This window comes from Bradyrhizobium sp. OAE829 (genome assembly GCF_040546575.1).
Lineage (GTDB): Bacteria > Pseudomonadota > Alphaproteobacteria > Rhizobiales > Xanthobacteraceae > Bradyrhizobium.
Map to the genome: position 1 here is coordinate 1,179,144 of NZ_JBEPOE010000001.1, position 25,054 is coordinate 1,204,197.

Below are 25,054 nucleotides of genomic sequence, written 5' to 3' on the forward strand. Positions count from 1 at the left end.
GCGGCTTCTCCGTGGGGCGATGTGGTGGTTGCCTTTTCCAACAATTCGCGACGGTGGTTGTGGGTCCCTGCGTTCGCAGGGACGACACCGAATTTGATGTTGGAAAGTCGGGCTACGCCGCGATCAGATCGTGCGCGATCGCGTCCTCTGCGGCGAGCTCGTCGCAGAACTGGCGGGCTTCCTCGCGTGCGGATTCCGTTGCAAAACGGCGCAGCAGGATCAAGAGCGGCTCGGCGGCCTTGCGGTCGGTCTCGCAATGGGTCAACACGCGCTCGACCATGCGGCGACGCAACCGCGCCGCACCGCCTGGCGTGTCGACGTAGCCGGTCTCGTGGCTGACCTCGAGCGCGATGCGGAAGGCGGCGAAGGTGGATTCCGGCAGGCCGGCCCGGATCAACAGCGCCTGCAGGCTTGCGCCGCCGCGATCGTGCAGCAGCGCGGTGACGCGGGCGTGCGGCAGGCCGGACAATTCGGCCAATGATGCATCGAACAGTTCGAGATTGCCCGACAACAGCGCGCGCAGGATCAGGCCCGCGGTGAGCTGGCCGGTGGCGCGCAGATGCTGCACCAGGCCCTGCATGTCCTCGCCGCGCGAACGCGCCGCGATGTTGACGGTCGAGCGCTCGCGCGCTTCAGAGGCGAGCCGCCCTGCCCGGTCCGGGCTCAGCCAGTTTTTGGCGACGACGAATTGCGCCAGCGTGTCGGAAAGCTTGGCGACCAGCGCCAGGCGCGTGGCCGACGGCAAGCCCTCCAGCACCAGCATCGATTCACGGATCGCGGCGAGATGGCCGTGCCGCTCGACGATGCGGTCCCAGGAAAATGGCGCCAGCTCGGCATAGGCGTTCTCGATCAGCTCGAGCGCGGCGGCCGGTGAGCCGACTTCGGCGATCGCGGCGGATACCGAAGGCGGCAGATTGACCCGGCGGGCGACCGCGCATTGCGTCTCGCTGTTGCCGGTCGCGACGATGTCGACGAGGTCGGCGTCGATCAGCAGCGGGGAATGTTCGAGCACCGGCAGCGCGATTGAAGCCTGGTCGAGCGCGAGCGCCTGCACGATCGCGGCGGGCGCTTCGGCGCTGCGCGAAAACACCTGCGACATCGCCTGGCGGACCAGCGGGGACGGATCGTCGAGCAGCATCAGAAGCGCGCCTTCGGCGGCGGCGCGGTCGTCCTCGGTGAGATCGGAAATCAACCAGGCCCGCGCCAAAGACCGCGTCGCCTCTGCCCGCTCGCCTGCCGGAGCGGTACGTATCCAACTGATGAACTGCCGAACGATCATGGTCTAGCCGGCCTACGCAACCCGAAACGACACCGTGACGCGGTGCCACTGTCATAGAAAATAAACCATGACGCTTAACAAAGGGTTCACCATAAACGTTTGGGATTATTGACGTTTCGTTAAGGGAACGCGCGCGGGTCCCGAAACGGGCGGTTAGAGCGCCTCGCCGCCGACCGCCAAAACCGGCCCCGCCATCTCGACAAGCGCCGCCAATCCTTGCCTATTATCGCCGTCATATTTCTTGCGGAGCGAGGCGTGAGCATGCGCTCAACCATTGCTTTATCAATATTCCTGCTGGTCTTTTCGACCGTGAACTGCCGGGCGGAGAAGCGCATCGCGCTGGTGGTTGGCAATTCCAGCTACCAAAGCGTGAGCCCGCTCGCCAATCCCAGGAACGATGCGGCGTTGATCGCCGAGACGTTGCGCAAGGTCGGCTTCATCCTGGTCGGCGGACGGGCGCAGATCGATCTCGACAAGCTGGCGTTCGATCGCGCGATCCAGACTTTTGGTAACGAGCTCACGGGCGCCGATGTCGCGCTGTTCTATTACGCCGGCCACGGCGTCCAGGTCCGCAACGTCAACTATCTGGTGCCGATTTCGGCCAATCCGGTGAAGGAAGCCGATGTCGATTTCCAGATGGTCGACGTCAACCTGGTGCTTCGGCAGATGGAGGGATCGGGGACAAAGCTGAACCTCGTGATCCTCGATGCCTGCCGCAACAATCCGTTCGGTGGACGCGGATTGCGCAGTACCGAGAGCGGGCTTGCACAATTGCGCGCGCCCGAGGGGACGCTGCTGTCCTACGCCACCCAGCCCGGCAACGTCGCGCTCGACGGCACCGGCAGCAACAGCCCCTATACCTCGGCGCTGGCGCAGGCGATCCAGAAGCCGGGGCTCGACATCTTCCAGACTTTCAATCAGGTCGGCCTGCAGGTGAAACGCGCGACCGGCGGTTCGCAGCAGCCCTGGGTTTCCTCCTCGCCGATCGATGGCTCGTTCTATTTCGCAAGCACGACGCCGAACGCGCCGGTCGCAGCGCCGCCGCAGAATATCGTGGCGCCGTCTGCGCCGCCGCGGCCGATTGCGATCGATCCCGCGCTGGAGCAGCGCGCGACCGCCTTTGTCATCGAGGCCATGAAGCAGTCGCAGGGCAGCGCCGCCGATTTCATGAACTACGCCCGCCGGTCGCTCGACGAGCGAATTGATTACTATGGAAAATCAACAACTCGCGACGAAGTCCTCAAAGACAAGGAGAGATACGTCAAGAACTGGCCGAACCGATCGTACCGGCTGCAGATGGATACGATACGAACCTCGTGCGACCAGACGAGATCAAGCTGCCAGATCAGCGGCGCGCTGGAATTCAGCCATTCCAATCCGTCGAACGGCAAGAAATCCTCGGGCACCGCATCGTTCGAATACGGCATCAGGTTTGGCCCCGATGGCGGCAAGATATTCTATGAGCAGGGCAAGACGCTGTCGGCGCAGTGGTAGCTCGTGTTGACGATGAGAGAGATCGCTTCGAGACGCTCGCGATGCTCGCTCCTCAGCATGAGGTTGTGGTGTTTCCGCAAGCTAGACCTCATCCTGAGGAGGCCGCAAAGCGGCCGTCTCGAAGGATGGGCTGCAGCACTGATCGTGCAAATGCTAGCTTGAGAACGTGCCGTTGCGATCGCTGAACAGATCGAGCCGGCCCGGTGCGCGGACTTCGGGCTTCTGTCCCGATATCGATGGTGTCGCCGAGGCGACGGTGGTGAGCGAGGATCCCCTGCCCCACAATTCCTGCACCGCCGGCGAAATCGGTTCGCTGCGTGCGCCGGCCTGGAACAGCGAGCGGAAGATCGGCTCGGGCTGCGCGGAGGCGGTCTGCGATGTCACGGCGACCGGCGTCACGCTGCGGGTATCCGGGAAGCTCGACAGGTAGGCCGCGTTATCGATCGCAGGTGCTGCCGGCGTCGCTTGCGTGGCGCTCGCAACGGTCACGCGACGCGGCAGGTCACCGCCGACCGCCGCCATCGCGGTGCGGGTGGCCGGCGAACTGGCGGCGCTGGCGTAGCGCGAGTTCAGCACCGAATAGACCTCGGAGACGCTGCGGCCGCGGCCCGAACGATCGTAGAAGATCGAGCGGTTGGCCTCGGCGGCGGCCGGAAACATCTGCACCGCGGAAGCCTGCGGATTGTCCTCGGCGCTCGAGATCAGTTTTCCCGCGCCGCCGACGCCCATGAAATGCGCCATATAGAGTTCGGCGTCGCTCGGCCGGCGGCCGATCTTGCCGGTGAGCTTGAAACTGTTCGACTGGGTCAGCACCCCCGCCATCGACGACGCAGCTTGCGGATCGTCGCGCAGCTTCATGATCTCCGCGCGCGCCGCGGGGTCGCTGACCGAATAACTGCCGGACGGATTTTTGGTGATGGCGTCGGCATATTTGCCGTAGCCGAGCTGGCTGCCGGCTTCCTTGACGGTGCCGAGCCAGGTCTGGTCGATGAACTGAAACAGCCCGCGTGCGGACGAGGTGGTCGCCGCCGCCTTCGGGTTGAAGTTGGATTCCATCTTGGCGGTGGTGAGCAGATATTCGAAGCTCGCGCCGGTGCTCGAGGCGGCCTGCTTGATCGAGCCCGCGATCTTCGCGCGCGTGGGATCGACACCTGCCGTGGCGTTCAATGTGTCGACCGACATGTTTCCTGGTGCCCCGCTCCCCGCGAAACGACCGCGCGGCCTGTGCGAAATCGCAATCAGCGCCCAATACGGCGCCACACTGGGACAGGTATGGTTAACGGGAGGTTAAGAGATGCCCGGGTCTTTCCGGGATGCGCTGTTGGCGGAGGCGCGCCACGATTTCAGCCGGCATCTCGGCTACAGCTCGCTCGAGATGAACTGCTTGAATTCGGCGGTCTGCGGCCGGGCGAAGAGTTCCGACGTCAGCCCGCTCTCCCAGATCTTTCCCCGATGCATGAAAATGACCTGGTTTGCGACCTTGCGCGCGAAGCCCATTTCATGGGTGACGGTGATCATCGTCATGCCGCGTGCCGCGAGATCTTCCATGACGGCGAGAACTTCTGCGGTAAGTTCTGGATCAAGCGCCGAAGTCACCTCGTCGAAAAGCATGACCTGGGGGGACAGAGCGAGCGAACGCGCAATGGCGACCCGCTGCTGCTGCCCGCCGGACAACTGCTCGGGATAGGAATCGATCTTGTCGGTCAACCCGACGAGTCGCAGCACTTCGGCAGCCTTGGCCTGCGCGGCGTCCTTTGGCTGCTTCTTCACCAAGGTCAGCGCCAACGTGATATTCCGCTGCACCGTGAGATGCGGGAATAAATTGTAGCCCTGAAAAACCATGCCGACATCGTGGCGCAACTGGGCGCGAGCGGCCTTGCCGGGCCGGCCGACTTCATGGCCGCAAACTTCGATCTTGCCGGCCTGGATCGTCTCGAGTCCCGCGATGCAACGCAGCAGCGTGCTCTTGCCGGATCCGCTGCGGCCGACGATGGCCACGGTCTGGCCACGCGCCACCTCGAGGCTCACACCGTCGAGAACGCGCAACGTGCCGAACTCTTTCACCACGCCCGTAACCTGAACGACGGTGGCGCTAGTGGCTGGCGCGGCCTGCATTGGCTCTCCTTTCGAGGAAACGGCTGGCCAGCGACAGCGGGTAGCACATCGCAAAATAGATTGCGGCCACGATACAGAAGATGATGAAGGGCTCGAAGGTCGAGTTGTTGACGATCTGGCCGGCGCGCGCGAGTTCGACAAAGCCGACCACCGAAGCCAGCGACGTATTCTTCACGATCTGGACCATGAAGCCCACGGTCGGCGGAATGGCTATTCGGACGGCCTGCGGCAATATCACATAGGCATATTGCTGGAAGCGACCGAGGCCGAGGCAATCCGAAGCCTCCCACTGCGTGCGCGGCACCGCCTCGATGCAGCCACGCCAGATCTCACCAAGAAAGGCGGCGGCATACAACGTCAGCGCCAAACCGGCCGCGACCAATGGCGCCAGCTTGTAGCCGAGGATGCCGAGGCCGAAATAGGTCAGGAACAGTAGGATCAGAAGCGGCGTGCCCTGGATGAGCTGGATGTACCCGCCGGCGACGATGCGCAGCGCCTGGCTCGGCGAGACCCGCATCAGCGCGATCGGCAGGCCGACGAGGGCGCCACCCGCGAATGCGATCAGCGACAGCAGCACCGTCCATTGCGCTGCTGTGACGAGATACCAGATGTGGTGAGCGTTGAGCTGGATCATAGGGCGGTGCCCAGCCGCCGGCGACGCTCGAAGATCACGAGGCCGATGGCCTTGAACGCCAGCCTGTAGAGAAGGGAAAGAGCGAGATAGATGACCGCGACAATGATGTAGACTTCAAAGCTACGATACGTATCGGACTGCACGTTATTGGCGACGGCGGTCAGCTCCTCGGCCGAGATTTGCGACGTGATCGACGATGCCAGCATGAGAAGTACAAACTGGCTGGAGAGTGCGGGATAGACCCGCTCGATGGCCGGCAAGAGAACGACGTGCAGGATCGACTGAAGCCGCGTCAGGCCCAGGCAATCCGCCGCCTCGAGTTGGGTTCGGTGGACGGACTGGATGCCCGCCCGCATGATCTCCGTCGTATAGGCGCCCATATTCACCACGAGCGCAATGACGGCAGATGTTTCGGCCGAGAGTTTGAGGCCCATGCTCGATAGGCCGAAATAGACGATGAAGATCTGCACCAGCAGCGGCGTATTGCGGATCAGCTCCACATAGAAGCCGACCAGCAGCCGCAACGGACGCCCGCCGTAAACCCGGGCGACCGCGCACAGCGTGCCAACGACGAAGCCGAGGGCGATCGACAGTACCGTAAGCTGGATCGTAAGCCAGGCGCCGTTCAGGAAGGCCGGCCACTTCTCCAGCAGGAACGAGAAGTCGAACTTGTAGAGCATCGCCGCCCGGTCCTGCCGTTTAGTTGGCTGCCTTCAGCAACTGCTCCACCGGAATGTCGACGCCATGATACTTCTTGTAAATCGCGCCGAGCTTCCCGTTCTGAAGGTTGTCCTTCACCCAGCCGTTCACCCACTCCTTCAGCTTGGGCTCTTCCTTGCGCATGCCGATGGCGAGGTAGAACGTCTGCATGGTGATCCGCGACTCGGCCGTGCGTGCCGGGTTTTTCTTGCTGATCGCCGGCAGCAGCGAGCGCGCCGTCGCGAGGATGTCCACCTGGCCCGACGCGAATGCGAGCGCCATCGTGGCGTCGTCCTCGTAGCGCACCAGTTGGGCGCCTTTCGCCTGCTGGGTAAGGTCGCTGTCCTGCGTCGTGCCGCGCACGACGGCGACCTTCTTGCCGGCCAGATCGGACATTTCCTTGAGCGGGACCGCGCTCAGCGACGCCACGACCGACGGGTGATCGGCATAGGGAATCGAGAAGTCGATCACCTTGGCACGATCGGGCGTGATCGACAGCGTGGAGACGACGAGGTCCGCCTTGTCGGTCTGCAGCATCGGAATGCGCGTGGGGCCCGTGGTGGTCACGAGTTCCAGGGAGACCCCGAGATCCTTGGCGAGAAGCTGCGCAGTATCGACGTCCGATCCAGTCGGCTGCAGCTTGTCATCGGTCATGCCGAACGGAGGGATGGCCGTGTCGATGGCGATCCGGACCTTGCCCGCCTTCTTGATGTTATCGAGCGTATCGGCCTGTGCCGATGCAAACGATAGCGACAGAGCTGCGAGCGCCAGACCTGCGATCAGGCGGCGAGAGATGATCATATTGGTCATGGCTGGTCCTACTGCTTCAGAATGAGATCGGGCAGGTTGTCACCGAAGTACTTCTTGTTCAGCTCGTTGAGCTTACCGTTCTTTAGATTGGCTGAAATCCAGGCGTTGACCTCGTCCACGAGGCGCTTCTCGTCCTTCTTCACGCCGACAGCGAGCTTGAAGTTGTCGAGTACGAATTTCAGCTCCACCTGCCGCGCCGGGTTTTTCTTGTCGATCTGCGGGACCATCATTTCCGCCGTCGAGAAGATGTCGACCTGTCCACTAAGGAAGGCCTGCGTCTCGGTGGCGTCATCCTCGTAGCGGACCAGCTTCATCCCCTTCGGCCCCTCCTTTGTCAGCTGCGTGTCGTGAGTCGTGCCGCGCACCGTGCCAACCGTCTTCCCATCGAGCTCGGCCAGCGACTTCACGGAGACGGACTTTGGGGCCGCAATGACCGTTCGCAGCACGGCATAGCCCAACGAGAAATCGATGACCTTCGCGCGCTCGGCCGTGTAGGAGAGGCTCGAGATCACGAGGTCGGCCTTGCCGGTCTGAAGTGCTGGAATTCGAGTGGCACCGGTGGTTGGCACGTGCTCGAATTCGAGCCCCCAATCCTTGGCGAGAAGCCGTGCCGTGTCGACGTCGAGGCCGGTCGGTTGCAGCTTGTCATCCGTCATGCCATAGGGCGGCACGCCAAGATCGATGGCGATACGGATCTTGCCGGCTTTCTTGATGTCGTCCAGCGCGTCCGCGTGGCCGAGGGACATGGCGGCTACCATGGCCGTGATGGCGAGTGCCGTCGAAGCTACGATCTTTTTCAACATTGCCTCCTCCCGTTTGTCTTGTTTCTTGGCGTTTACTTGTCTGGCGTCCTAGCGTTCGTTGTCCATGATCGCGAGCTTGGCCACCCGACGCCGGAATTCCTCTGATGTAGAGAACGTGGCGCCCAAATAGGCCGCGATCAAATCCTTGGCGAGCCAGGGACCGACAATCTGGGCGCCGATGCACATGACGTTGACGTCGTCGTGCTCGACGCATTGATGGGCAGAGTGGACATCGTGGCACACGGCAGCCCGAATTCCCTTCATCTTGTTCGCGCCAATCGAGGCGCCGACGCCCGTGCCGCACACCATGAGGCCGCGCTCCGCCTGCCCCGTCGTGATGGCAGCAGCGACCTTGCGTGCGATATCCGGGAAGTCGACCGGAGCGGGATCGAAGCTGCCGACATCCAGCACTTCGTGGCCGCCCTCCTTCAAAAAGGCCAGCACCTCCGCCTTCATGGGAAAGCCCGCGTGATCCGAACCTACGACAATCTTCATGTGGTCTTCCTGCTGTTCGCTCGTCTCTTCGGTTGTAGATTTGCCGCCGACGAGGCCGTGATGCCGCCTATTTCACCGATGATGGCGCGCCTTCGGTATTCGTTGCCGATTTCAAAATGCTTTCTCAGCGTTGCATCGGCGCGGTCCGGATCGCGGGCGACGATCGCCTCGAAGATGCGCCGGTGATCATCGATCAGATAGGTTTTCATCGAAGGGAACGCCTGCACGAGCTCGCGGCGATTGCGATGCACATGCGTCAGCAGGCCCGCCATCGAATTGTGAAGGACGGCCAGCGTCTGCGAATGCGATGCCAGCACGATCGTGCGGTGGAATTCGTAATCGGCGACGCCTCCGGCGTCGGCCTTGTCGATCGTTTCCGCGATCTTGCCGAGTGCCGTCTGCAGGCGTTCGAAATCGGCGATATCAGCGCGCTCGCAGGCGAGCCTGATCGCCTGGCACTCGATCGCGACGCGGGCCTGCATCACGTCATCAGGCATGTCTGCCTGTTGGGCGAGCGCGAAGGTGAAGAAGTCATTGAGGACCGAGACGTCCGGTCGCGTCACAACAGTGCCGATGCGATCCCGGATCTCGACAATGCCGAGCATCGTGAGGGCCCGCAGTGCTTCGCGAACGAGCGGCCGACCTACGCCGAGTTGAATCGCCAGATCGCGCTCGGAGACCAGCCGATCGCCGGGTTTCAGCGAGCCGGCGAGCAAGCGGTCGCGCAAGAAGGCGAACACCTTCTCGAAACCCTTCTCGCCCTCGTCTGCTCGCTTCAGTTCCACCCGTATTCCTTCGCTGATCTTACCTTGGTAAGACCAGTAAGCAGACCAGATGGCGTCGTCAAGCTCTCGATTTCCCTTTGGCGCTAAAAGCGATCGTTCGAGCCGGACAAGCTTTGACCCAAGCGGACACAATCCACCGCGCGGAATATCAGCCTCAGCGAGCCTCGCCTGAACTACATCGCCGCTACACTTCGCCACCAAGCCAGGATGGCGCGTCCCGTGCTACTTCTGCCTCCCGCCCGGGGTTCACAGCCGGGCGAATGACAAGAAACCAAGGGCAGGAAAATGAAAAAGCTGACACGGCGAACGTTCGTGACTGGTTCGGCGGTGATGTTGTGTGCCCCGTCCATGAAGACGGAGGCGCAATCCTCATGGCCCACGCGCCAGATTCGAATTCTCGTGCCGTATCCGGCCGGCGGCCAGACGGACGGCATCGCGCGCGCTTTCGGCGACTACCTGGCGCGGCAGCTGGGAAAGACGGTCATCGTCGAAAACAAGGCCGGCGCAGGCGGCGTCATCGGCGTGGCGGAAGCCAAACGCGCAGAACCTGACGGTACCACCATCCTCTGCACGATTTCTTCGTCACTCATCCAGAACCGTCTTACGGTGAAAGACCTTCCCTACGATCCTGAGAAGGACTTCATTTATCTGACGATGGTTAGCGGCGCCGGGGGTCCGGTGGTGGCGGCGAAGAAGACGGGAGCGAAAAATCTCCGTGAGTTCATCGAGTATGGAAAGAAAGTCGGCAGCCTGAACTGGGGATCGTACGGAGTGGGTTCGACGCCGCACGTCCTGATAGCGACAATGGCGAAGCAATACGGCATTCAATTTCAAGTCATCCAATATCGCGGCGAGGCGCCGATGTGGAATGACATCGCGGGGCAGACGCTGGATGGCGCAGCGGGAAGCTATGCCGCAGCAGCACCCGTCATACAGGCGGGAACGGGAAACCTGATCGGCGTGGTAGGCAGCCGCCTGCCGCCCTATCCGGACACGCCTACAATGACTGAACAGGGTGCCGTCGGCGACTTCTACGACCTGCGCGCATTCACCACTTTTGCCGTACCAACCGGCACGCCGCAGGATATCGTCCAGCGGATCTCGGAGTTATTGATCCAGGCCGGATCCGACTCCAAGGTGCAGCAGATGCTAAACAACTTTATTCTGAGTTCGCCTGCCAGTCTTGAAACGACGGCTCGTATTTTCAAGCGCGACAGTGATGTGATGCTCGGCATCCTGCGCGATCTTGGCGTCAAGCCATCGGAGTAAACATCGAGCGGCCAATGAGGCCGCCCTCCGCTTCTGGCACTCCTGATCTTGAGAAACTTCCGCTGTCTCACGAAGCGGACGTGACCGCATAAGACTTGAGTCCGGTTTCGGGCGAAGCGCGGAAGTCGAATTTCGGTGCCGTCAGGTCCGTTGATGACCCCCATAGCAGAAGCTTCAAAGACGATTAGATGCAAAGGGACGCTAACGCGCTGGTGCCTCTGCCGAAGGAGTGAGCTGTGACTATCCTCGTTTCTCTTCTGCTCCGGCTTCTCGTCGTCGGAATGTTAGTATCTACCTCAATGTTACCCGCTCATGGTGAGGAGAGAAATATCGTGCGCGACCGCGGTGAGGCAGGTTTAGAGTGGTCGAATCTCGCCAAGGGACGAACGGAATTTGAAGTCTCGGACCCAGCCTTGTTGCCCAGCAGACTGGCACTCGCAGCCAACCATGCAGGTTGCCGCTTCACGGAAGATATCGAGAAGAATCCAGTTAAGTTCATAAAACCTAAAGGCCGCCGCCTTGCAATTATGTTTTGTTGGGGCTTTGTCGGCACGCATAAGGTGTTTGACCTTTCGACCTTGCATAGACCTCGACTGCTTGAGTTTCCTGTACTCACAATGCCCGAAGGCTTCGGCATGACCGACCGGCCAGGCGGGATTACTTGGGATAAAGAGACTTTGATTTTTCAAGCTGTAACTGGATCAGACTTGAAGCCATCGTGGGAAGTGCGTCACACTTATCAGTTCGATGAGACTTGGAGCTTTGTCGTCATTCGCGTTGAGGTTAGGGGCATGCCCGGCCACGACGAATGGACTACGATCTGGAAAGCGCCGCGCTGGTCGCTTCCCGAAGTGAAGCAATGATCCGCAAGCAATAATGTGGTCTGCAGTTGGCACGAAGCCGACATCGAGCCGATACCGAGTGACGTCCGCTGGTGACCGAATGAACGTTGTTGCGGACTATAACCTTACTATTTGGACCGGCTGATTGCGCCCGTCATTCCACCAACCGGCGAATTCCAAGACCTCGTCCACCGTCTCATTCGCATGCGAGGTGGTGGTAACAAAGCGCGTGTTATCCGACCCGTCGCCTACTACGGGTTCGTCGATAATGTCCTCTATCCGCGCAGCGCCTTCCCCGACGACTGCGATAAGAGCAACGTTATCGCGAAGGCCCCCTCGACGAAGGCATCCAACAGGTCTTCGTTCGATAGTGGCAGGTGGAGAGGAATCGTCGACGCATAGCTGACTCTCGCTGCGGAGCAACGGATCACTTCCGATACAACGCGTTCGGGTCGAACAGCCGGTCCGCATCGACAAACGACAACTGCGTGCCGCCATCGCCCGTCTTCACGGCGCGATAGAAACATGACTGCCGGCCGGTGTGACACGCGGCGCCATGCTGCTCGACGCGAATCCAGATTGCGTCCTGATCGCAATCCATCCGCATCTCGACCACGCGCTGGGTGTGTCCGGAGCTCTCGCCCTTGCGCCACAGGCGCCCGCGCGAGCGGCTGAAGTACCAGGCCTCGCCGCTGGCGACGGTCTTGCGCAGGGCCTCGTCGTTCATGTGCGCGACCATCAAGACGTCGCCGGTCGCAGCGTCGGTCGCCACGCAGGTCAGGAGACCCGACGCGTCGAATTTGGGCTGGAACGCCAGCCCTTCCTCGCGGTCGTTGATATCTGCGGATGTGGACACGGGTTGCCTCGCGAAGATTCAGGCGAGGTTACCGGCCCGGTCCTCGCACCATGGACAGGAAACGCGCCTGCTCCGCCGGATTGTCGCGGAACATGCCGGTATAGCGGCTGGTGAAGGTCATCGCACCGTGCTTGGCGACGCCGCGCACCGACATGCAGGTATGCTCCGCCTCGATCACGACGGCAACACCGCGGGGCTTGAGCACCTCGTCGATCGCGGCTGCGATCTGCGCGGTGAGATGCTCCTGCGTCTGCAGGCGGCGCGCAAAGATGTCGGTCAGGCGCGCGAGCTTCGACAACCCCACGACCCGTTCGACCGGCGTATAGGCGATATGCGCCTTGCCGTAGAACGGCATCATGTGATGCTCGCATTGCGAGGTGAATTCGATGTCGCGGATCAGGACGAAATCGTCATAGCCCGCGGTTTCACCAAACGTGCGGTCGAGCACTTCGGCCGGACACTGGTGATAGCCCTGGTAGAGTTCGTCGAAGGCCTCGACGACCCGGCGCGGGGTGTCGAGCAAGCCCTCGCGGCCGGGATTCTCGCCGATATAGCTGAGCAGCGTATGGACGGCCGCCTCGGCCTCGGCGCGCGACGGGCGCGGCTGATCGGCACGGACGGCGGCGGCCAGGAATTCGGCGGGATCGAGTTCGGCGGGGCGGGTGTCCGGCGCCACGTCAGGCGATTTGACCTCAGTCTTGCCGGGGCGAAGCGATTTGATCAATGCGTCCATGTCTTCTCCGTTCGACCGGTCTTTCAGACCGGAGTGTCACCGGGCAGACGGGGCGGCTTCGCCGCCGGACGCCTGAGTCCCCTTGAACCTAGCACCACCGGGGTAGAATTGGCTTCCAATCAGGCCGCCGTGGCAACATGGCCGGACTGTATTTCCGCCATGACCGTCCATATATAGGACGGTGAAACCCTGCCGCCAAGGGCGGTTCCGCCCACGGGCCCGAGACCTCGCTCCATGCTGAACGACATTTACAACAAGCGCATCATCGAGTTGGCCGGCAATATCCCCCGTCTGGGCCGCCTCCCCGACCCCGACGCCAGCGCCACCGCCCATTCCAAACTGTGCGGTTCCACCGTCAAGATCGACCTCAAGATGGACGGTCCGGTGGTTTCCGACTTCGCCCATGACGTGAAGGCCTGTGCCCTCGGACAGGCCTCCTCCTCGATCATGGCGAGCCATGTCATCGGCTCGACCGCGAGCGAACTGCGCGAGTTGCGCGAGACCGTGCGCAAGATGCTGAAGGAAAACGGCCAGCCGCCGCAGGGCAAATGGGCTGACATCGCACTGCTGGAGCCGGTGCGCGACTACAAGGCCCGCCACGCCTCAACCATGCTGACCTTCGATGCGGTGGTCGATGCCATCGGCCAGATCGAGGCCAGAGCGAAGCAGCCGGCGTAGGCGCAGGGACAACTTCCGCAGCTCCAAGGTCGTCATTCCGGGATGGTCCGAAGGACCAGACCCGGAATCTCGAGATTCCGGGCTCACGCTTCGCGTGCCCCGGAATGACAGCTTGAGTATTTACTTCTGCTGCGGCTGAGCCGGCGCCGGTGCGGCGGTGCCGCCGGTGGGAACCGCGGCTTCAGCGGTCTTGGTCGACTTCGCCGGATGCACAGGCGCCTGCTCTTCGACCGCGGAGCTGACGAAGCGATCCTGCGTCGGCTTGGATTTCAGTTCGGCAACCGGCGTCGATGAATCACGCGGCAGCACGTCGGTTAGGGCGTCCGTCGTGATCAGATTGGTCAGGCGCAATTCGGCCGCGGACAATTTGTGCAGATCTTCCCACGGCGGCACGCTGAGCGCGAGCGACAACAGATCGCCGGTTCCGCCCATGTCGAAGGTGAACTTGGCGAGTCGGCCGATGTCGCGCTCCACGATCATCAGATCCTGCGCGGTGTAGCTTGCCGCCTTGGCGTCATCGGCGCGATCGCCCATCCAGATCTGATGCACGCGGACATGGGAGGCCGGCGACACATAACGCGTCTTGCCAGACAGCAGCAGGAACACGCACATCGACTCGCAATAGGCTTCCGGAACGACATGGGCGCGTTCGCCCTGCGCCGTCTGCGTGCGCACGGTGGTGCCGACCGTCGTCAGCGCGCCGAGGGCACGGAACCTGCGGCCGAGCGCAATGGAATCATTGACCGACCCGCCGCTGGAATCGAGCACGATGGTGGCGCCGCCAAGCTGGCGATCGCGCGCGAACTCTTCGAATTCTTTGGGACTGTCCGCGGTGACGATGCCGACGGCGGAGACCCAGCCCTTGCAGTCCGGCTGGCATGCGACCCACTTGAAGTGCATCGGCAGTTTGCGTTCTTCGAGGGAAACGCCGGCGTGCGCCGAGTTGACCGGCGTCGTGATCGCGCCAGGCAATGCGATACAAAGGGCGGTGGCACCGAGCAGCGCCAGGCCGCGAATTCTAGCCGACGTCACAAACCTCAATTTGGTTCCTTCCCCCAAGCCCTAACGGCGAGCAACGGCAATGGCCCCACTTCAACGCCACATGATTCTGTCATGCTGGCGTTATGAAAAAGGTAACCGTGCGCCTTGCGAGCGTCCATAGTACCTTTGCTGCATCGCCCATAAACCATCGGATAATTTCCAACTGTGGCGTAAATATCTGCGTATGTTCAGTTCCTTACCTTGGAACCCCGCAAGAGTACGGAGATCATTCGGGCAAGCCATATGGAACAGTCATTCATGCCGTCATCACAGTGCACAAAATCACATTGCACAAAATCACATTGCACAAAATCACGATGCATAGATTGTGCCACGACGGTCCGGCGCCTGCCCCGCAACGCGGGGCGCGGGCTGATCTGGATTTACCGGCACACGCTCTCGCCGCTCGTCGGCTACAACTGCCGGCATCTGCCGACCTGCTCGGTCTATGGCGACGAGGCCATCGAACGCTTTGGTCTTTGGGGCGGCGGATGGATGACGCTGGCGCGGATGTTACGCTGTCAGCCCTGGGGCACGTCCGGCATCGACAACGTCCCGACCGCAAAACCGCCGGGCGCGCGATGGTATCTGCCGTGGCGCTACGGCCGATGGCGCGGCGTCAACGCGCCGTAGTCGTTGCGCGCTGGCGAACTAGCGCCAGAAGAAGAATCCGCCTCTCGGCTGCGGTTCGATAGGCGCCGGCGGACGCGGCTTTCTGGGACGCGGTGGCGACGGTGGTGGCGGCTCGGCCGATGACGTCGTCTCCTGGCTGCCAGAGCCGTCGTCGGGCAACCTGACCGACAGCAGCAAGTTCGATTCATGCGTGCGCCAGCGATAGCCGATACCGAAATCCATCGGCTGCGCGCGCCTGAACAGCTCGGCATAGGATGGCTGATATCGCCCCGGGAACTCGTCGATCGGGCCGGCATAACGGCCGAACGGGAAGAAGCGCCATTTCTTCGGGCTGTAGTAGTGAAGCGGAACGCCGGAATCGTCCTGGATGATAGTGGCGCTGTTGGCGAGGATGTAGTCGCGCACCGTGGAGAAATTGCCGGAGTGCAGCAAATAGGACGCGCTCTTGATCAGGCTGTTGCCGGGCGCCAGCGTCGAACAGAATTTCAGGAAGCCCGTGACCTTGACCCCGGAATTGGAAAGATCGGTCGAGAAATAATACAGCGTCTTTTCCGCGCCGTCGCTGCCGGCGAAGACGATGCGCGTGCCGCGCACCGCGTTCGGCCCGGGGTTCTCGTTGCCGAAATACGCCGCGCCCTTGTCGTCCAGCGCCACCGGCGTGACGCTGCGGATGGTCTTGCCCGAGCGCGCCAGGAACACATAGAGGACCGGCAAGGTGCCGTTAATCTGGCCGGCGCTCAGATCGGTCTTCATCTGCTTGGTGATGAAGAAGCTGAAGCTCAGGATCGAACTCAGCGAACGCTCCACGCTGTAGAGCGCGGCGCCAACGCCGCCGCGCGGCAGTCTCGTCAGATCCGGCACCGAGCCCGGCGGCTCGAGCGCGCTCAGCACATAGGTCGTCGCCTTCGAGTAGAAGGCGTCGGCATAGAGGAAGTCCGGCCCCGAGAACATGTAGAACATGGTCGGCCGCGGCGCCGCCAGATTGCCGTCCGCCCAGGCGCGGATCTTCGACAATTGCCGTAGCTCGAGCTGCGCAAACGCATTGTCGAGGAATTTGGCGTGGCGCTGCCAGGCCGGCTCCCTGGTCAGGGGCATCAGCGGCGAGTCGGCCGAAGGCATCATGCCGGCGAGAAACCTGGCGGTATCGTCGGCGGTTGCCGGGTCGGCGGCACGCGCGGGCAGCGTCACCACGAACAACATCGTGGCCACCAGCGCTACGATTCTCAACGAGGCAATTCTCACCGCGGCAATTTTCAACGAGGCACGCATCTTCATTTTCATTCGCTGCCCGCAGACGCGGCCACCGGGCCTTGATCGGCCCGCTTGCGGAACACGGCGTAAATCAGAAGTCCTGACAGCATGATCAAAACACCAAGGAACACGCGCAGCGGTTGTTCCGTCAAGAGATAGTACATCATGAAGCCGGTCACGAGCAGGAAAACCAGCGGGGTGACCGGGTATCCCCAGGCGCGATAGGGTCGCGGCAGGTCGGGGTGCGTGATGCGCAGCTTGATGACGCCGAGCACGGTGAAGAACGAACAGAACAACAATGCGAACTGGATGAATTCGAGCACCGCTTCAAAACTGCGCGTGAACAGCATCAGGCTCGCCACGGTCAGCTGAAACAGAATGGCCCAGGCCGGCGCGCCGCCGGTCGACCGGCGCGCGAACGGGCGCAGCACCGGAATGTCCTCGCCCATCGTCATCATCACGCGCGGCCCGATCCACATCATCGCGCTGATCGAGGAGATCAGACCGAAGCAGATCATCGCGCCGACGATGCGGCCGCCGAACTCGCCGAAGATGTAACTGCCGGAGACGCGGGCAACGTCGAGCTGGCCCGCCAGCTTGTCGATCGGCGCCGAGTGCAGGAACACCGCGTTCAGCGCCACATACAGCACCAGCACGATCAGCGTCCCCGCCAGCATCGCGCGCGGCACGTTGCGCTCCGGATCGTGCACCTCGCCGATGATGTAGGTCGCCGCATTCCAGCCCGAGAACGAATACATCACGAACACCAGGCTGATCGCGAACGGCGCGCTGACGATGTGGGAGAAGTCGGACGCCGACGGCGCGAACGACAACGGCTGCGGCGTCGCCATCAGAAATCCGGCGACCAGGAAGGCCACGATGAGCAGCACCTTGAGGATGGTCGCGATCAACTGGAAGGTGCTGGAGTGCCTGACGCCGGTGAGCTGCACCAGCGACACCAGCCAGACCACGCCGATGGCGAGCGCCAGCGGTGGCGCGTCCGGAAAGACCGATTTGCCGTATTCGCCGAACGCCATCGCGGCGAGTGCGACCGGTGCCGCAAAACCAACGGTCGCCGACACCCAGCCCGCTACAAAACCGAAGGCCGGGTGAAAGGCGCGGCCGAGAAAGTTGTATTCGCCGCTCGAGCGCGGAAACATCGCCCCGAGCTCGCTATAGGCAAACACCCCGCACAGCGCGACGATACCGCCGACGGTCCACAGCAACAGGATCGAGAAGCCGGAGGGGATGTCCTTGACCTGAAAGCCCAGGCTGGTGAAGACGCCAACGCCGACCATGTCGGCAACGACGATGGAGATCGCTACCACCACCGAAATGGTCGAGCCGCCGCCGGGACGCGGGCCGGACCATGCCGCGCTGCCCGTTTCTGATGCCGCCATTTCGACCGTACCTTCAGCGCCGCACGCCTGAACCCTCATGGTGCAGGCTGGCGCCGCCCAATTCAAGCAGCGTTAACAATGATTTAAATCAGGTAACGTTCTGGGTATCCAGATACCCAGAAAAGTCTCGCTGGCCTTTGCAGTGCACCCCGACATTGCGAGGACAAGATGGCGGGGCTCACAATCAGGACACGATTGGATGGTCTCCTTCCGGACTTCCGGATATGGGGAGTTTTCTCCGGAAGCTTAACGTCGCCTAAACACGATCGAGGTACGCCGGTTAACGGTGGATCTTGGGTGGTTCTCAGGTGGTCCTTGGGGCACGGGGTGGATGGTCGGAGCGGATCCGAAATTCCAGATACATCATCGCGCGAACCGGGTGATTTCCCCGGCGACGCAGCGCCATGCCCAGCCCCGTCATGCTCATCGTTGGCGCTGGGTCGCGGTCGCTTCGCTTTTTGTACCCCTGTCCTTTGTCCTGGTTCAATGCGGCAAGGCGCCCAGCGCGGACATGCTGGCCGCGAACGCCCACGCCACCGCCGGCGACAGTTTTGAAGACCGCTTCCCGCAGCCGCAATTCGCCGACCGTTTCCCGACCCCAAGCGAGAGCCTGGTGCAGCAGGTTGCGCTGGCCCCGACTCAACGCAAGGTGCGGACCGAGCCGGTCAGGGTCGCCTCGCTCAATCCCACACTGACGCTTCCGCGCCAGACCGAGCGCGAAGAGCTGACCACGCTGGTCAGCATGAAATCCTCCGCCTTCCCCTATTTCGGCAACAATCCGCGCACCGATGCGCCGTTCCTCAACATCTCGAATGGTGAGCGCAAGGGACGCCGCAGCTATGGCGGCCGGGTCTATTGGCAGGATCAGACCTACAACGACAGCCGCGTGCTGGTGCACGTCCCCGAGACGTTTGATGTCCGCAAGCCCGGCGTGATCGTGGTGTTCTTCCACGGCAACGGCGCGACGCTGGAACGAGATGTCCGCGACCGTCAATTGGTGCCGCAGCAGATTTCGGATTCAGGTGTGAACGCCGTGCTGCTGGCGCCGCAGCTGGCGGTGAACGCCGCCGATTCCAGCGCGGGCAAGTTCTGGCAGCCCGGCGGCTTCAAGCGCTTCATGGACGAGTCGGCGACCCACCTCGCCCGCCTGACCGGAGACCCGAAATCGGCGCAGGCGTTCGCCAACATGCCCATCGTCATCATCGGCTATAGCGGCGGTTTCGTTCCCACCGCCTGGAGCCTCGAGGTCGGCGGCGTTCCCAACCGCGTCCGCGGCGTGTTCCTTCTCGATGCCGTCTATGGCGAACTCGACAAGTTTGCGTCCTGGATCGAGAAGAACCGCACCGGCTTCTTCGTCAGCTCCTATACCCGCTACACCAAGCGACGCGATCAGGAACTGATGTCGATGCTGCGCGAAAAAGGCATCACCGTCACCGAGAACATGGACGGGCCGCTGCGGCCCGGCAGCGTCGTATTCGTGCAGACGCGCGACGGTATCACCCATCGCAGCTACGTCACGCAGGCCTGGACCGAGCATCCGGTCAAGGACGTGCTGGTCAAGATGGCCGCTTCGCCACAGCTGACCCGGATCGCCAGCGCGCCGTCACCCGCGAACCGGTAATCGGTCGCCTCAGCGAGGCTTCCTCGCTGATCCTTCCCGTCATAACGCTGAATTCCACTGATCGAATTGTGATGTTGATGGCCCAACGATTTAGGGCGCGCAGCATTGTCCGACGCAGCCCCGGACCATAGGGTGCAGTCATTAGGAGATACAACTTTCGGGGATCATTTTGCAGGACGGCTTGTACAAGGTTGAATTTCATACGGTTCATGGAACCGGCACCGGCGTGATTTACGCCTGCGGCGGCAAGCTTCGGGGCGGCAATTCGGCTTTCGCATTCATCGGCAATTATACCGACAAGGGCGACTGCATTCAGGCCAGGGTCACCACAGAGCGTCACAACCCCGATCCGGCCTTCAAACCGCTGTTCGGGATCGACATGATCACGCTGACGCTGAAGGGGGCCGACAACGGCAGCATGATCGACTTCGAAGGCACCGCGCTGCAATTGCCCGGCGTCACCTTCAAGGCCGTGCTGACGCGGATGGCGGATTAGGGACTGTTGCGGGTCACCTGTTCACGAAGAAAAAGTCCTCGCGTCCGGGCAGCGAACCATATGTGTACGGCTCCTGCCGTCCCGCGGTCGCTTCCATCACGTCGTCGCGGACGAGGCGGAACAGCTTGTTGATCTCGACGCCCGGCGTCGCGATCCGCTGCACGACCGCGACGGCGAACGGCGAATAATCCCCCTCGCCGTCCAGCGCGGTCTCGCCATGCTTGGCGGCGTAGACGACCAGTGACGCGCCCTGCACCTTGACCTCGCCAAGGCCGCGGCCGACCGAGCGCGTCTTCGCGCCGCGCGTGTCGCCTTCGTTCGAAGCCGGCGCCGGCGCAGCGGCAGCCGTCAGCGAAGTTGCCGTTGATGCATTCGCAAACGGATTGTCCCGGCAGGCATCGAGCATCACGAGCTTGAGCTTCTTTGCGCCGTCGATGGCCGCCATCACCTGATCCAGCGGCATGGCCTCGAACAGGGCGTCGCGGCCGGATGCCAGTTTGGCATCGACCGGTATCAGGTAATTGACGCCATTCACCTCGATTCCGTGGCCGGCATAATAGACCATCGCCCAGTCGGACTTGTCGGCGGCCGCCGCAAACGTGCGCAGCGCTTCGGTCATTTTCTCGCGCGTCACGTCGATGGCGACCGTGACGCTGTCGAAGCCGATCGCGCGCAATGTGCCCGCGATTTTTTCGGCGTCACGGCCTGGGTTCTCGAGCGCCCTCACCGATTTGTAGGCGGAGTTGCCGATGATCAGTGCGGCCCGGCGGCCTTGCTTTGCCGCTGTAGCCTTGGCCGCTGCGGGTGCCACGACGGGTATCGCAACGGCCGGGGTCGGCACCGAATTCGTCGAGGCCGCCCTGCTGGGGACTGGAAGGATGGTCGGCTGCGGCACGCCGGAGGAAAGCGCCGCAAGACGCGCCTCGGCGGTTTCACGCGCGGATTTCGACAGGTCGCCCCGGCCGGAATTCTCGCTGATCGACAACGCCATTCGGAACTCGGATTTCGCGCGCTCGAGATCGCCGGTGCGCTCGAACGTCAGTCCGCGTCCGGTGAGCGCAGGCGCGAAGTCCGGTTCGATCCGGACGGCCTGGTTGAAGTCGGAAAGCGCCCGGTCGTATTCGCCCATGTAACGCAGCGTCTCGCCGCGCAGCGTCAGGCCAAGGGCGATGCCGGGACCGCCGGCGTAAAGCTCGATGGCGCGGTCCTGGTCCTGCAACGCACGCTCGAGGTTTCCGGTGCGACGCCAGGCGTCGCCGCGGTTGGCGTAATATTTGGCGTTCTTGGGCGCGAGCTTGATCGCAACGCCGAAATCGGCTGCCGCCTTTTCATACTCCCCCATCGTCTTCAGGATCAGCGCCCGGTTGTTATAGGCCGAGGCGCGATAGGGATCGTTGTTGATCAGGGCGATCGATCTGTTGATGTCGGCAAGCGCCGCCGCGTGATCACCTTTGTCGCTGAGCATGTTGGCCCGCTGGTTATAGACCGCGGGATCGCAGCGGCTTCATTCAACACCTCGAGGCCGCGATCGAAATCGCCCTTGCAGTGCTGCCAGTAGTACGAGATCCACAAATGCAGATCGTAATAGTCGGAGCTCTTCTTGGAGGGCGAGACGTCCTTGGCGCGCATCAGGTCGGCAAACCCGGCGTCGCATTTCTTCTGGTTGAGGAGGCTTTGCGCACGGTACGACAGCGCCAGCGCCAGCTGCTTCGGCGACCGGCTGGTATCGATCAGGATCGTGCAGGCCGCGACGCGGTCGTCCAGTTCGCTGTTGCTTTTCAGCGGACCGACCTTGCAACCGTCAGACGGCCCCCGCGCCATCGCCCTGTCCGGGGACACCAGCCCCATGGCCGCGAACTGAAGCGCCACTAAAGCGACATATGCCGCGGTATTGCCTGCCCTCACGATGCCCTCTCAATCCCCGCGCCAAGAAGAGCACGCGAACCTGGTCTTGTCACGATGGCGGCCCCCAACCGCGGGGACGGGCCGCCGATTTTCTTGATATTGCCCGATTGCAGGAGCCGAATCCCCTGCTATACCGCCTGTTCCCGCTTACCTGCGCTCGTTCGCAGGAGTGAGCTTTAGGAGACGCCAATGCCTGACAGCAATGCACCCGCACCGGGATTCCAATTTGGCCTTGCGAACTTGAAACCGGCCGAACCCGTGCAAAAAATCACCCTCACCTTCCCCGATGGCGCCAGGCGCGAATTTCCCCAGGACATTACCGGGCTCGAGATCGCCAAGGGCATCTCGCCGTCGCTGGCCAAGCGCACCGTGGCGATGGCGCTCGATGGCGTGGTCGCCGACCTCAACGATCCGATCTCGGGCGACGCCAGGATCGAGTTCGTCAACCGCGACGACCCCCGCGCACTGGAACTGATCCGGCATGACGCGGCCCACGTGCTCGCCGAAGCGGTGCAGTCGCTGTGGCCGGGCACGCAGGTCACCATCGGCCCCGTGATCGAGAACGGGTTCTATTACGACTTCTTCCGCAACGAGCCGTTCACGCCGGAAGATTTTGCCGCGATCGAAAAGAAGATGCGCGAGATCGTCGCGCGCGACCAACCCTTCACCAAGGAAGTCTGGTCGCGCGAGAAGACCAAACAGGTGTTCCGCGACAAGGGCGAAGCCTTCAAGGTCGAGCTGGTCGACGCCATCCCTGGCGACGAGCCGATCAAGATCTATTTCCAGGGCGACTGGTTCGATCTGTGCCGCGGGCCGCACATGACCTCGACCGGCAAGGTCGGCAACGCGTTCAAGCTGATGAAGGTCGCGGGCGCCTATTGGCGCGGCGACAGCAACAACCCGATGCTGACGCGCATCTACGGCACGGCGTTTGCGAAGCAGGAAGACCTCGACCTCTATCTGAAGCAGATCGAGGAGGCCGAGAAGCGCGACCACCGCAAGCTCGGCCGCGAGCTCGACCTGTTCCACTTCCAGGAAGAAGGTCCCGGCGTGGTGTTCTGGCACCCGAAGGGCTGGACGGTGTTCCAGGCGCTGATCGCCTATATGCGCCGCCGCCTGACCGGCGACTACAGCGAGGTCAACGCGCCGCAGATCCTCGACAAGGTGCTGTGGGAGACTTCCGGCCATTGGGACTGGTACCGCGAGAACATGTTCGCAGCGCAATCGGCCGGCGACGAGGCCGAGGACAAGCGCTGGTTTGCGCTGAAGCCAATGAACTGTCCCGGCCATGTGCAGATCTTCAAGCATGGCCTGAAGAGCTACCGCGACCTGCCGCTGCGGCTCGCCGAGTTCGGCGTGGTGCACCGCTATGAGCCGTCCGGTGCGATGCACGGCCTGATGCGCGTACGCGGCTTCACGCAGGACGACGCCCATGTGTTCTGCACCGAGGCGCAGCTCGCAGAAGAGTGCCTCAAGATCAACGACCTGATCCTGTCGACCTATGCCGATTTCGGTTTCGAGGGTGAGCTGACGATAAAACTCTCGACCAAGCCGGAGAAGCGCGTCGGCACCGACGAGATGTGGGATCACGCCGAGCGCGTGATGGCCACCGTGCTGTCGGAGATTCAGGCCAGCGGCAGCAACCGCATCAAGACCGCGATCAATCCCGGCGAAGGCGCGTTCTACGGGCCGAAGTTCGAATATGTGCTGCGTGACGCCATCGGCCGCGACTGGCAGTGCGGCACCACGCAGGTCGACTTCAACCTGCCGGAACGGTTCGGCGCGTTCTACATCGACGCCGACGGCTCCAAGAAGGTGCCGGTCATGGTGCATCGCGCGATCTGCGGTTCGATGGAACGCTTCATCGGCATCCTGATCGAGCATTTTGCCGGCAACTTCCCGCTCTGGCTGGCGCCGGTGCAGGCCGTCGTCACCACGATCACTTCCGAAGGCGACGAATACGCCAAGGTGGTCGCCGCCGCGGCGCGGCGCGCGGGCCTGCGCGTCGAGATCGACCTGCGCAACGAGAAGATCAACTACAAGGTCCGCGAGCACTCGCTGGCGAAGATCCCCGCGCTTCTCGTCGTCGGCAAGAAGGAAGCCGAGACCCATTCGGTCTCGGTCCGCCGGCTCGGCAGCGAAGGCCAGAAGGTGATGCCGACCGACGAGGCGCTGGCGGCGCTGGTCGAGGAAGCCACCCCGCCGGACGTCAAGCGCGCCAGGCTCGAGACCTGATGACCGACGAGCAGGAGCTTCCCGCCTTTCCGATCCGGGCTTACCAGCTGATCCCGGATCCCAACCGGCCGACGGTGGTCGCGCTGGCGATCGAAACCGAGCAGGGACACAGCCTCTTCCTGGCCACGCGGGAGATCCTGGAAGACCTCGGGAAGGATCTTCTGGAGCGGGCGGCAAAGATGCCGCCCCGCAAGCCTTAAGGCTCGTCACAATCGGTCTAAACTGGCTTTCGGTGGCCTCCTTGCCTCCCTATCTGCGTGTTAGGCCATTGCCCAATCCTGTCCGACGAAAGAGATGCTCGTGCCCGACGCCCTTGAACTCCTGAAACTCCGCCGCTCCATCAAACCGCGCGAGATGAGCGGCCCCGGCCCCTCGGCCGACGAACTCGACACCATCCTGACCATCGGCTCGCGCGTGCCGGATCATGGCAAGCTGACGCCATGGCGCTTCATCGTGTTCGAAGGCGACGCCCGCGCCCGCGCCGGCGACGTCATCGCAGCCGTGTTCGCGCGGAAGAATCCGGGCGCACCGGCAGCCGACGTCGAAATGGAAAAGCGCCGGATGATGGACGCGCCGCTGGTCATCGCCGTGGTGAGTTTTGTCAAGCCACACCCCAAGGTGCCGGCGTGGGAACAGGAATTGTCGGCCGGCGCCAGCGCCATGAACATCGTCACCGCGGCCACCGCGCTCGGCTACGGCGCCAACTGGCTGACCGGCTGGTTCGCGTTCGACCGCGACGTGCTCGAAGGGCTCGGCGTGAAGCCGGACGAAAAACTCGCCGGCTTCATCCATATCGGCACCCCATCAAAACCCGCCGAGGACCGCCCTCGCCCGGCGCTGTCGGATATCGTGACGCGGTTTTAGGCGTCATCGGCCGGAGCCATTTCCGTTTCAGTTGAATCTGAACGCCAATTTTCGGATTCAAGTTTCAAACAGCCAGGCTCGTCATTGCCTGCGACAAACGCAAAGGCGTTTGCGCA

The 25,054-nt window shown here is 62.6% G+C and carries 27 protein-coding genes; 10 read left to right on the top strand and 17 right to left on the bottom strand.

Annotation, left to right across the window (positions count from 1 at the left end):
• Positions 1–112: 112 nt before the first annotated feature.
• Positions 113–1,279, bottom strand: coding sequence for a DUF2336 domain-containing protein (locus tag ABIE49_RS05855; protein ID WP_192733991.1), 1,167 nt, complete (start codon positions 1,277–1,279; stop codon positions 113–115).
• 261 nt (positions 1,280–1,540) lie between these two features.
• On the opposite strand from ABIE49_RS05855, the gene ABIE49_RS05860 reads away from it, so the two are divergent.
• Entirely contained in the window at positions 1,541–2,773 is a 1,233-nt protein-coding gene (locus tag ABIE49_RS05860; protein WP_192734258.1) for a caspase family protein, read from the top strand.
• Between the two features lie 153 nt (positions 2,774–2,926).
• Here the strand turns inward: ABIE49_RS05860 and ABIE49_RS05865 are convergent, their stop codons facing one another.
• The 8 genes from ABIE49_RS05865 to ABIE49_RS05900 form a co-directional block, all read right to left on the bottom strand.
• Complete coding sequence (locus tag ABIE49_RS05865; protein ID WP_192733992.1) at positions 2,927–3,955, bottom strand: transglycosylase SLT domain-containing protein; 1,029 nt, start codon at positions 3,953–3,955, stop codon at positions 2,927–2,929.
• 177 nt (positions 3,956–4,132) lie between these two features.
• Positions 4,133–4,888: an amino acid ABC transporter ATP-binding protein gene (locus tag ABIE49_RS05870; protein ID WP_192733993.1), complete on the bottom strand. Its 756-nt coding sequence runs from the start codon at positions 4,886–4,888 to the stop codon at positions 4,133–4,135.
• Positions 4,866–5,522, bottom strand: coding sequence for an amino acid ABC transporter permease (locus tag ABIE49_RS05875; RefSeq protein ID WP_192733994.1), 657 nt, complete (start codon positions 5,520–5,522; stop codon positions 4,866–4,868). The genes ABIE49_RS05870 and ABIE49_RS05875 overlap by 23 nt, the downstream gene beginning before the upstream one ends.
• The gene (locus ABIE49_RS05880; protein WP_192733995.1) at positions 5,519–6,202 is read right to left on the bottom strand and encodes an amino acid ABC transporter permease; all 684 of its coding nucleotides are present in this window, start codon (positions 6,200–6,202) and stop codon (positions 5,519–5,521) included. The genes ABIE49_RS05875 and ABIE49_RS05880 overlap by 4 nt, the downstream gene beginning before the upstream one ends.
• A gap of 19 nt (positions 6,203–6,221) precedes the next feature.
• A complete protein-coding gene (locus ABIE49_RS05885; RefSeq protein WP_354066613.1) occupies positions 6,222–7,031 on the bottom strand; it encodes a transporter substrate-binding domain-containing protein in 810 nt (269 codons plus the stop codon).
• Positions 7,032–7,039: 8 nt separating this feature from the next.
• Complete coding sequence (locus ABIE49_RS05890) at positions 7,040–7,834, bottom strand: transporter substrate-binding domain-containing protein (RefSeq protein WP_192733996.1); 795 nt, start codon at positions 7,832–7,834, stop codon at positions 7,040–7,042.
• A gap of 48 nt (positions 7,835–7,882) precedes the next feature.
• Positions 7,883–8,329: a ribose 5-phosphate isomerase B gene (gene rpiB / locus ABIE49_RS05895; RefSeq protein WP_192733997.1), complete on the bottom strand. Its 447-nt coding sequence runs from the start codon at positions 8,327–8,329 to the stop codon at positions 7,883–7,885.
• Positions 8,326–9,114: a FadR/GntR family transcriptional regulator gene (locus tag ABIE49_RS05900; RefSeq protein WP_192733998.1), complete on the bottom strand. Its 789-nt coding sequence runs from the start codon at positions 9,112–9,114 to the stop codon at positions 8,326–8,328. The genes rpiB and ABIE49_RS05900 overlap by 4 nt, the downstream gene beginning before the upstream one ends.
• A gap of 285 nt (positions 9,115–9,399) precedes the next feature.
• Between ABIE49_RS05900 and ABIE49_RS05905 the strand changes: the two genes are divergently transcribed.
• Complete coding sequence (locus tag ABIE49_RS05905; protein ID WP_192733999.1) at positions 9,400–10,383, top strand: Bug family tripartite tricarboxylate transporter substrate binding protein; 984 nt, start codon at positions 9,400–9,402, stop codon at positions 10,381–10,383.
• A gap of 236 nt (positions 10,384–10,619) precedes the next feature.
• The gene (locus tag ABIE49_RS05910) at positions 10,620–11,246 is read left to right on the top strand and encodes a hypothetical protein (protein ID WP_192734000.1); all 627 of its coding nucleotides are present in this window, start codon (positions 10,620–10,622) and stop codon (positions 11,244–11,246) included.
• A gap of 96 nt (positions 11,247–11,342) precedes the next feature.
• Here the strand turns inward: ABIE49_RS05910 and ABIE49_RS40015 are convergent, their stop codons facing one another.
• From ABIE49_RS40015 to folE, 3 genes are read right to left on the bottom strand one after another with little or no spacing between them, the layout of a single operon-like run.
• Positions 11,343–11,723, bottom strand: a complete 381-nt coding sequence (locus tag ABIE49_RS40015; RefSeq protein ID WP_502915866.1) for a DUF7684 family protein — start codon at positions 11,721–11,723, stop codon at positions 11,343–11,345.
• The gene (hisI, locus tag ABIE49_RS05915; protein WP_354066614.1) at positions 11,653–12,081 is read right to left on the bottom strand and encodes a phosphoribosyl-AMP cyclohydrolase; all 429 of its coding nucleotides are present in this window, start codon (positions 12,079–12,081) and stop codon (positions 11,653–11,655) included. The genes ABIE49_RS40015 and hisI overlap by 71 nt, the downstream gene beginning before the upstream one ends.
• A 28-nt stretch (positions 12,082–12,109) precedes the next feature.
• Complete coding sequence (gene folE, locus ABIE49_RS05920) at positions 12,110–12,814, bottom strand: GTP cyclohydrolase I FolE (RefSeq protein ID WP_192734001.1); 705 nt, start codon at positions 12,812–12,814, stop codon at positions 12,110–12,112.
• A 234-nt stretch (positions 12,815–13,048) separates the two neighbouring features.
• Between folE and ABIE49_RS05925 the strand changes: the two genes are divergently transcribed.
• The gene (locus ABIE49_RS05925) at positions 13,049–13,492 is read left to right on the top strand and encodes an iron-sulfur cluster assembly scaffold protein (protein WP_192734002.1); all 444 of its coding nucleotides are present in this window, start codon (positions 13,049–13,051) and stop codon (positions 13,490–13,492) included.
• Between the two features lie 120 nt (positions 13,493–13,612).
• Here the strand turns inward: ABIE49_RS05925 and ABIE49_RS05930 are convergent, their stop codons facing one another.
• Positions 13,613–14,533 (bottom strand): COG3904 family protein, encoded by a 921-nt coding sequence (locus tag ABIE49_RS05930; RefSeq protein ID WP_354066615.1) that lies wholly within the window; start codon positions 14,531–14,533, stop codon positions 13,613–13,615.
• Positions 14,534–14,791: 258 nt separating this feature from the next.
• On the opposite strand from ABIE49_RS05930, the gene yidD reads away from it, so the two are divergent.
• Complete coding sequence (gene yidD / locus ABIE49_RS05935) at positions 14,792–15,166, top strand: membrane protein insertion efficiency factor YidD (RefSeq protein WP_354066616.1); 375 nt, start codon at positions 14,792–14,794, stop codon at positions 15,164–15,166.
• An 18-nt stretch (positions 15,167–15,184) separates the two neighbouring features.
• Here yidD and ABIE49_RS05940 read toward each other — a convergent pair whose 3' ends face one another.
• Both ABIE49_RS05940 and ABIE49_RS05945 read right to left on the bottom strand, forming a co-directional pair.
• Positions 15,185–16,366, bottom strand: coding sequence for a hypothetical protein (locus tag ABIE49_RS05940; protein WP_192734263.1), 1,182 nt, complete (start codon positions 16,364–16,366; stop codon positions 15,185–15,187).
• 77 nt (positions 16,367–16,443) lie between these two features.
• Entirely contained in the window at positions 16,444–17,817 is a 1,374-nt protein-coding gene (locus tag ABIE49_RS05945; RefSeq protein ID WP_192734003.1) for an APC family permease, read from the bottom strand.
• A gap of 331 nt (positions 17,818–18,148) precedes the next feature.
• Between ABIE49_RS05945 and ABIE49_RS05950 the strand changes: the two genes are divergently transcribed.
• Positions 18,149–19,438, top strand: a complete 1,290-nt coding sequence (locus tag ABIE49_RS05950) for an alpha/beta hydrolase (protein WP_192734004.1) — start codon at positions 18,149–18,151, stop codon at positions 19,436–19,438.
• A 181-nt stretch (positions 19,439–19,619) separates the two neighbouring features.
• A complete protein-coding gene (locus tag ABIE49_RS05955) occupies positions 19,620–19,934 on the top strand; it encodes a GrlR family regulatory protein (protein ID WP_354066617.1) in 315 nt (104 codons plus the stop codon).
• Between the two features lie 13 nt (positions 19,935–19,947).
• Here the strand turns inward: ABIE49_RS05955 and ABIE49_RS05960 are convergent, their stop codons facing one another.
• Together ABIE49_RS05960 and ABIE49_RS05965 are read right to left on the bottom strand one after the other, a co-directional pair.
• Positions 19,948–21,399, bottom strand: coding sequence for a caspase family protein (locus ABIE49_RS05960; protein ID WP_192734006.1), 1,452 nt, complete (start codon positions 21,397–21,399; stop codon positions 19,948–19,950).
• Positions 21,336–21,839, bottom strand: a complete 504-nt coding sequence (locus tag ABIE49_RS05965; RefSeq protein WP_192734007.1) for a hypothetical protein — start codon at positions 21,837–21,839, stop codon at positions 21,336–21,338. Before ABIE49_RS05965 ends, ABIE49_RS05960 begins: the two co-directional genes overlap by 64 nt.
• 189 nt (positions 21,840–22,028) lie before the next feature.
• Here ABIE49_RS05965 and thrS point away from each other — a divergent pair, with 189 nt between their 5' ends.
• From thrS to ABIE49_RS05980, 3 genes are all read left to right on the top strand, one after another.
• On the top strand, positions 22,029–24,074 hold the full coding sequence (gene thrS / locus ABIE49_RS05970) for a threonine--tRNA ligase (protein WP_192734008.1): 2,046 nt from the start codon (positions 22,029–22,031) through the stop codon (positions 24,072–24,074).
• Positions 24,074–24,274, top strand: coding sequence for a hypothetical protein (locus ABIE49_RS05975; RefSeq protein ID WP_192734009.1), 201 nt, complete (start codon positions 24,074–24,076; stop codon positions 24,272–24,274). The genes thrS and ABIE49_RS05975 overlap by 1 nt, the downstream gene beginning before the upstream one ends.
• Before the next feature lie 100 nt (positions 24,275–24,374).
• Complete coding sequence (locus ABIE49_RS05980; RefSeq protein ID WP_192734010.1) at positions 24,375–24,938, top strand: nitroreductase family protein; 564 nt, start codon at positions 24,375–24,377, stop codon at positions 24,936–24,938.
• Positions 24,939–25,054 lie beyond the last annotated feature (116 nt).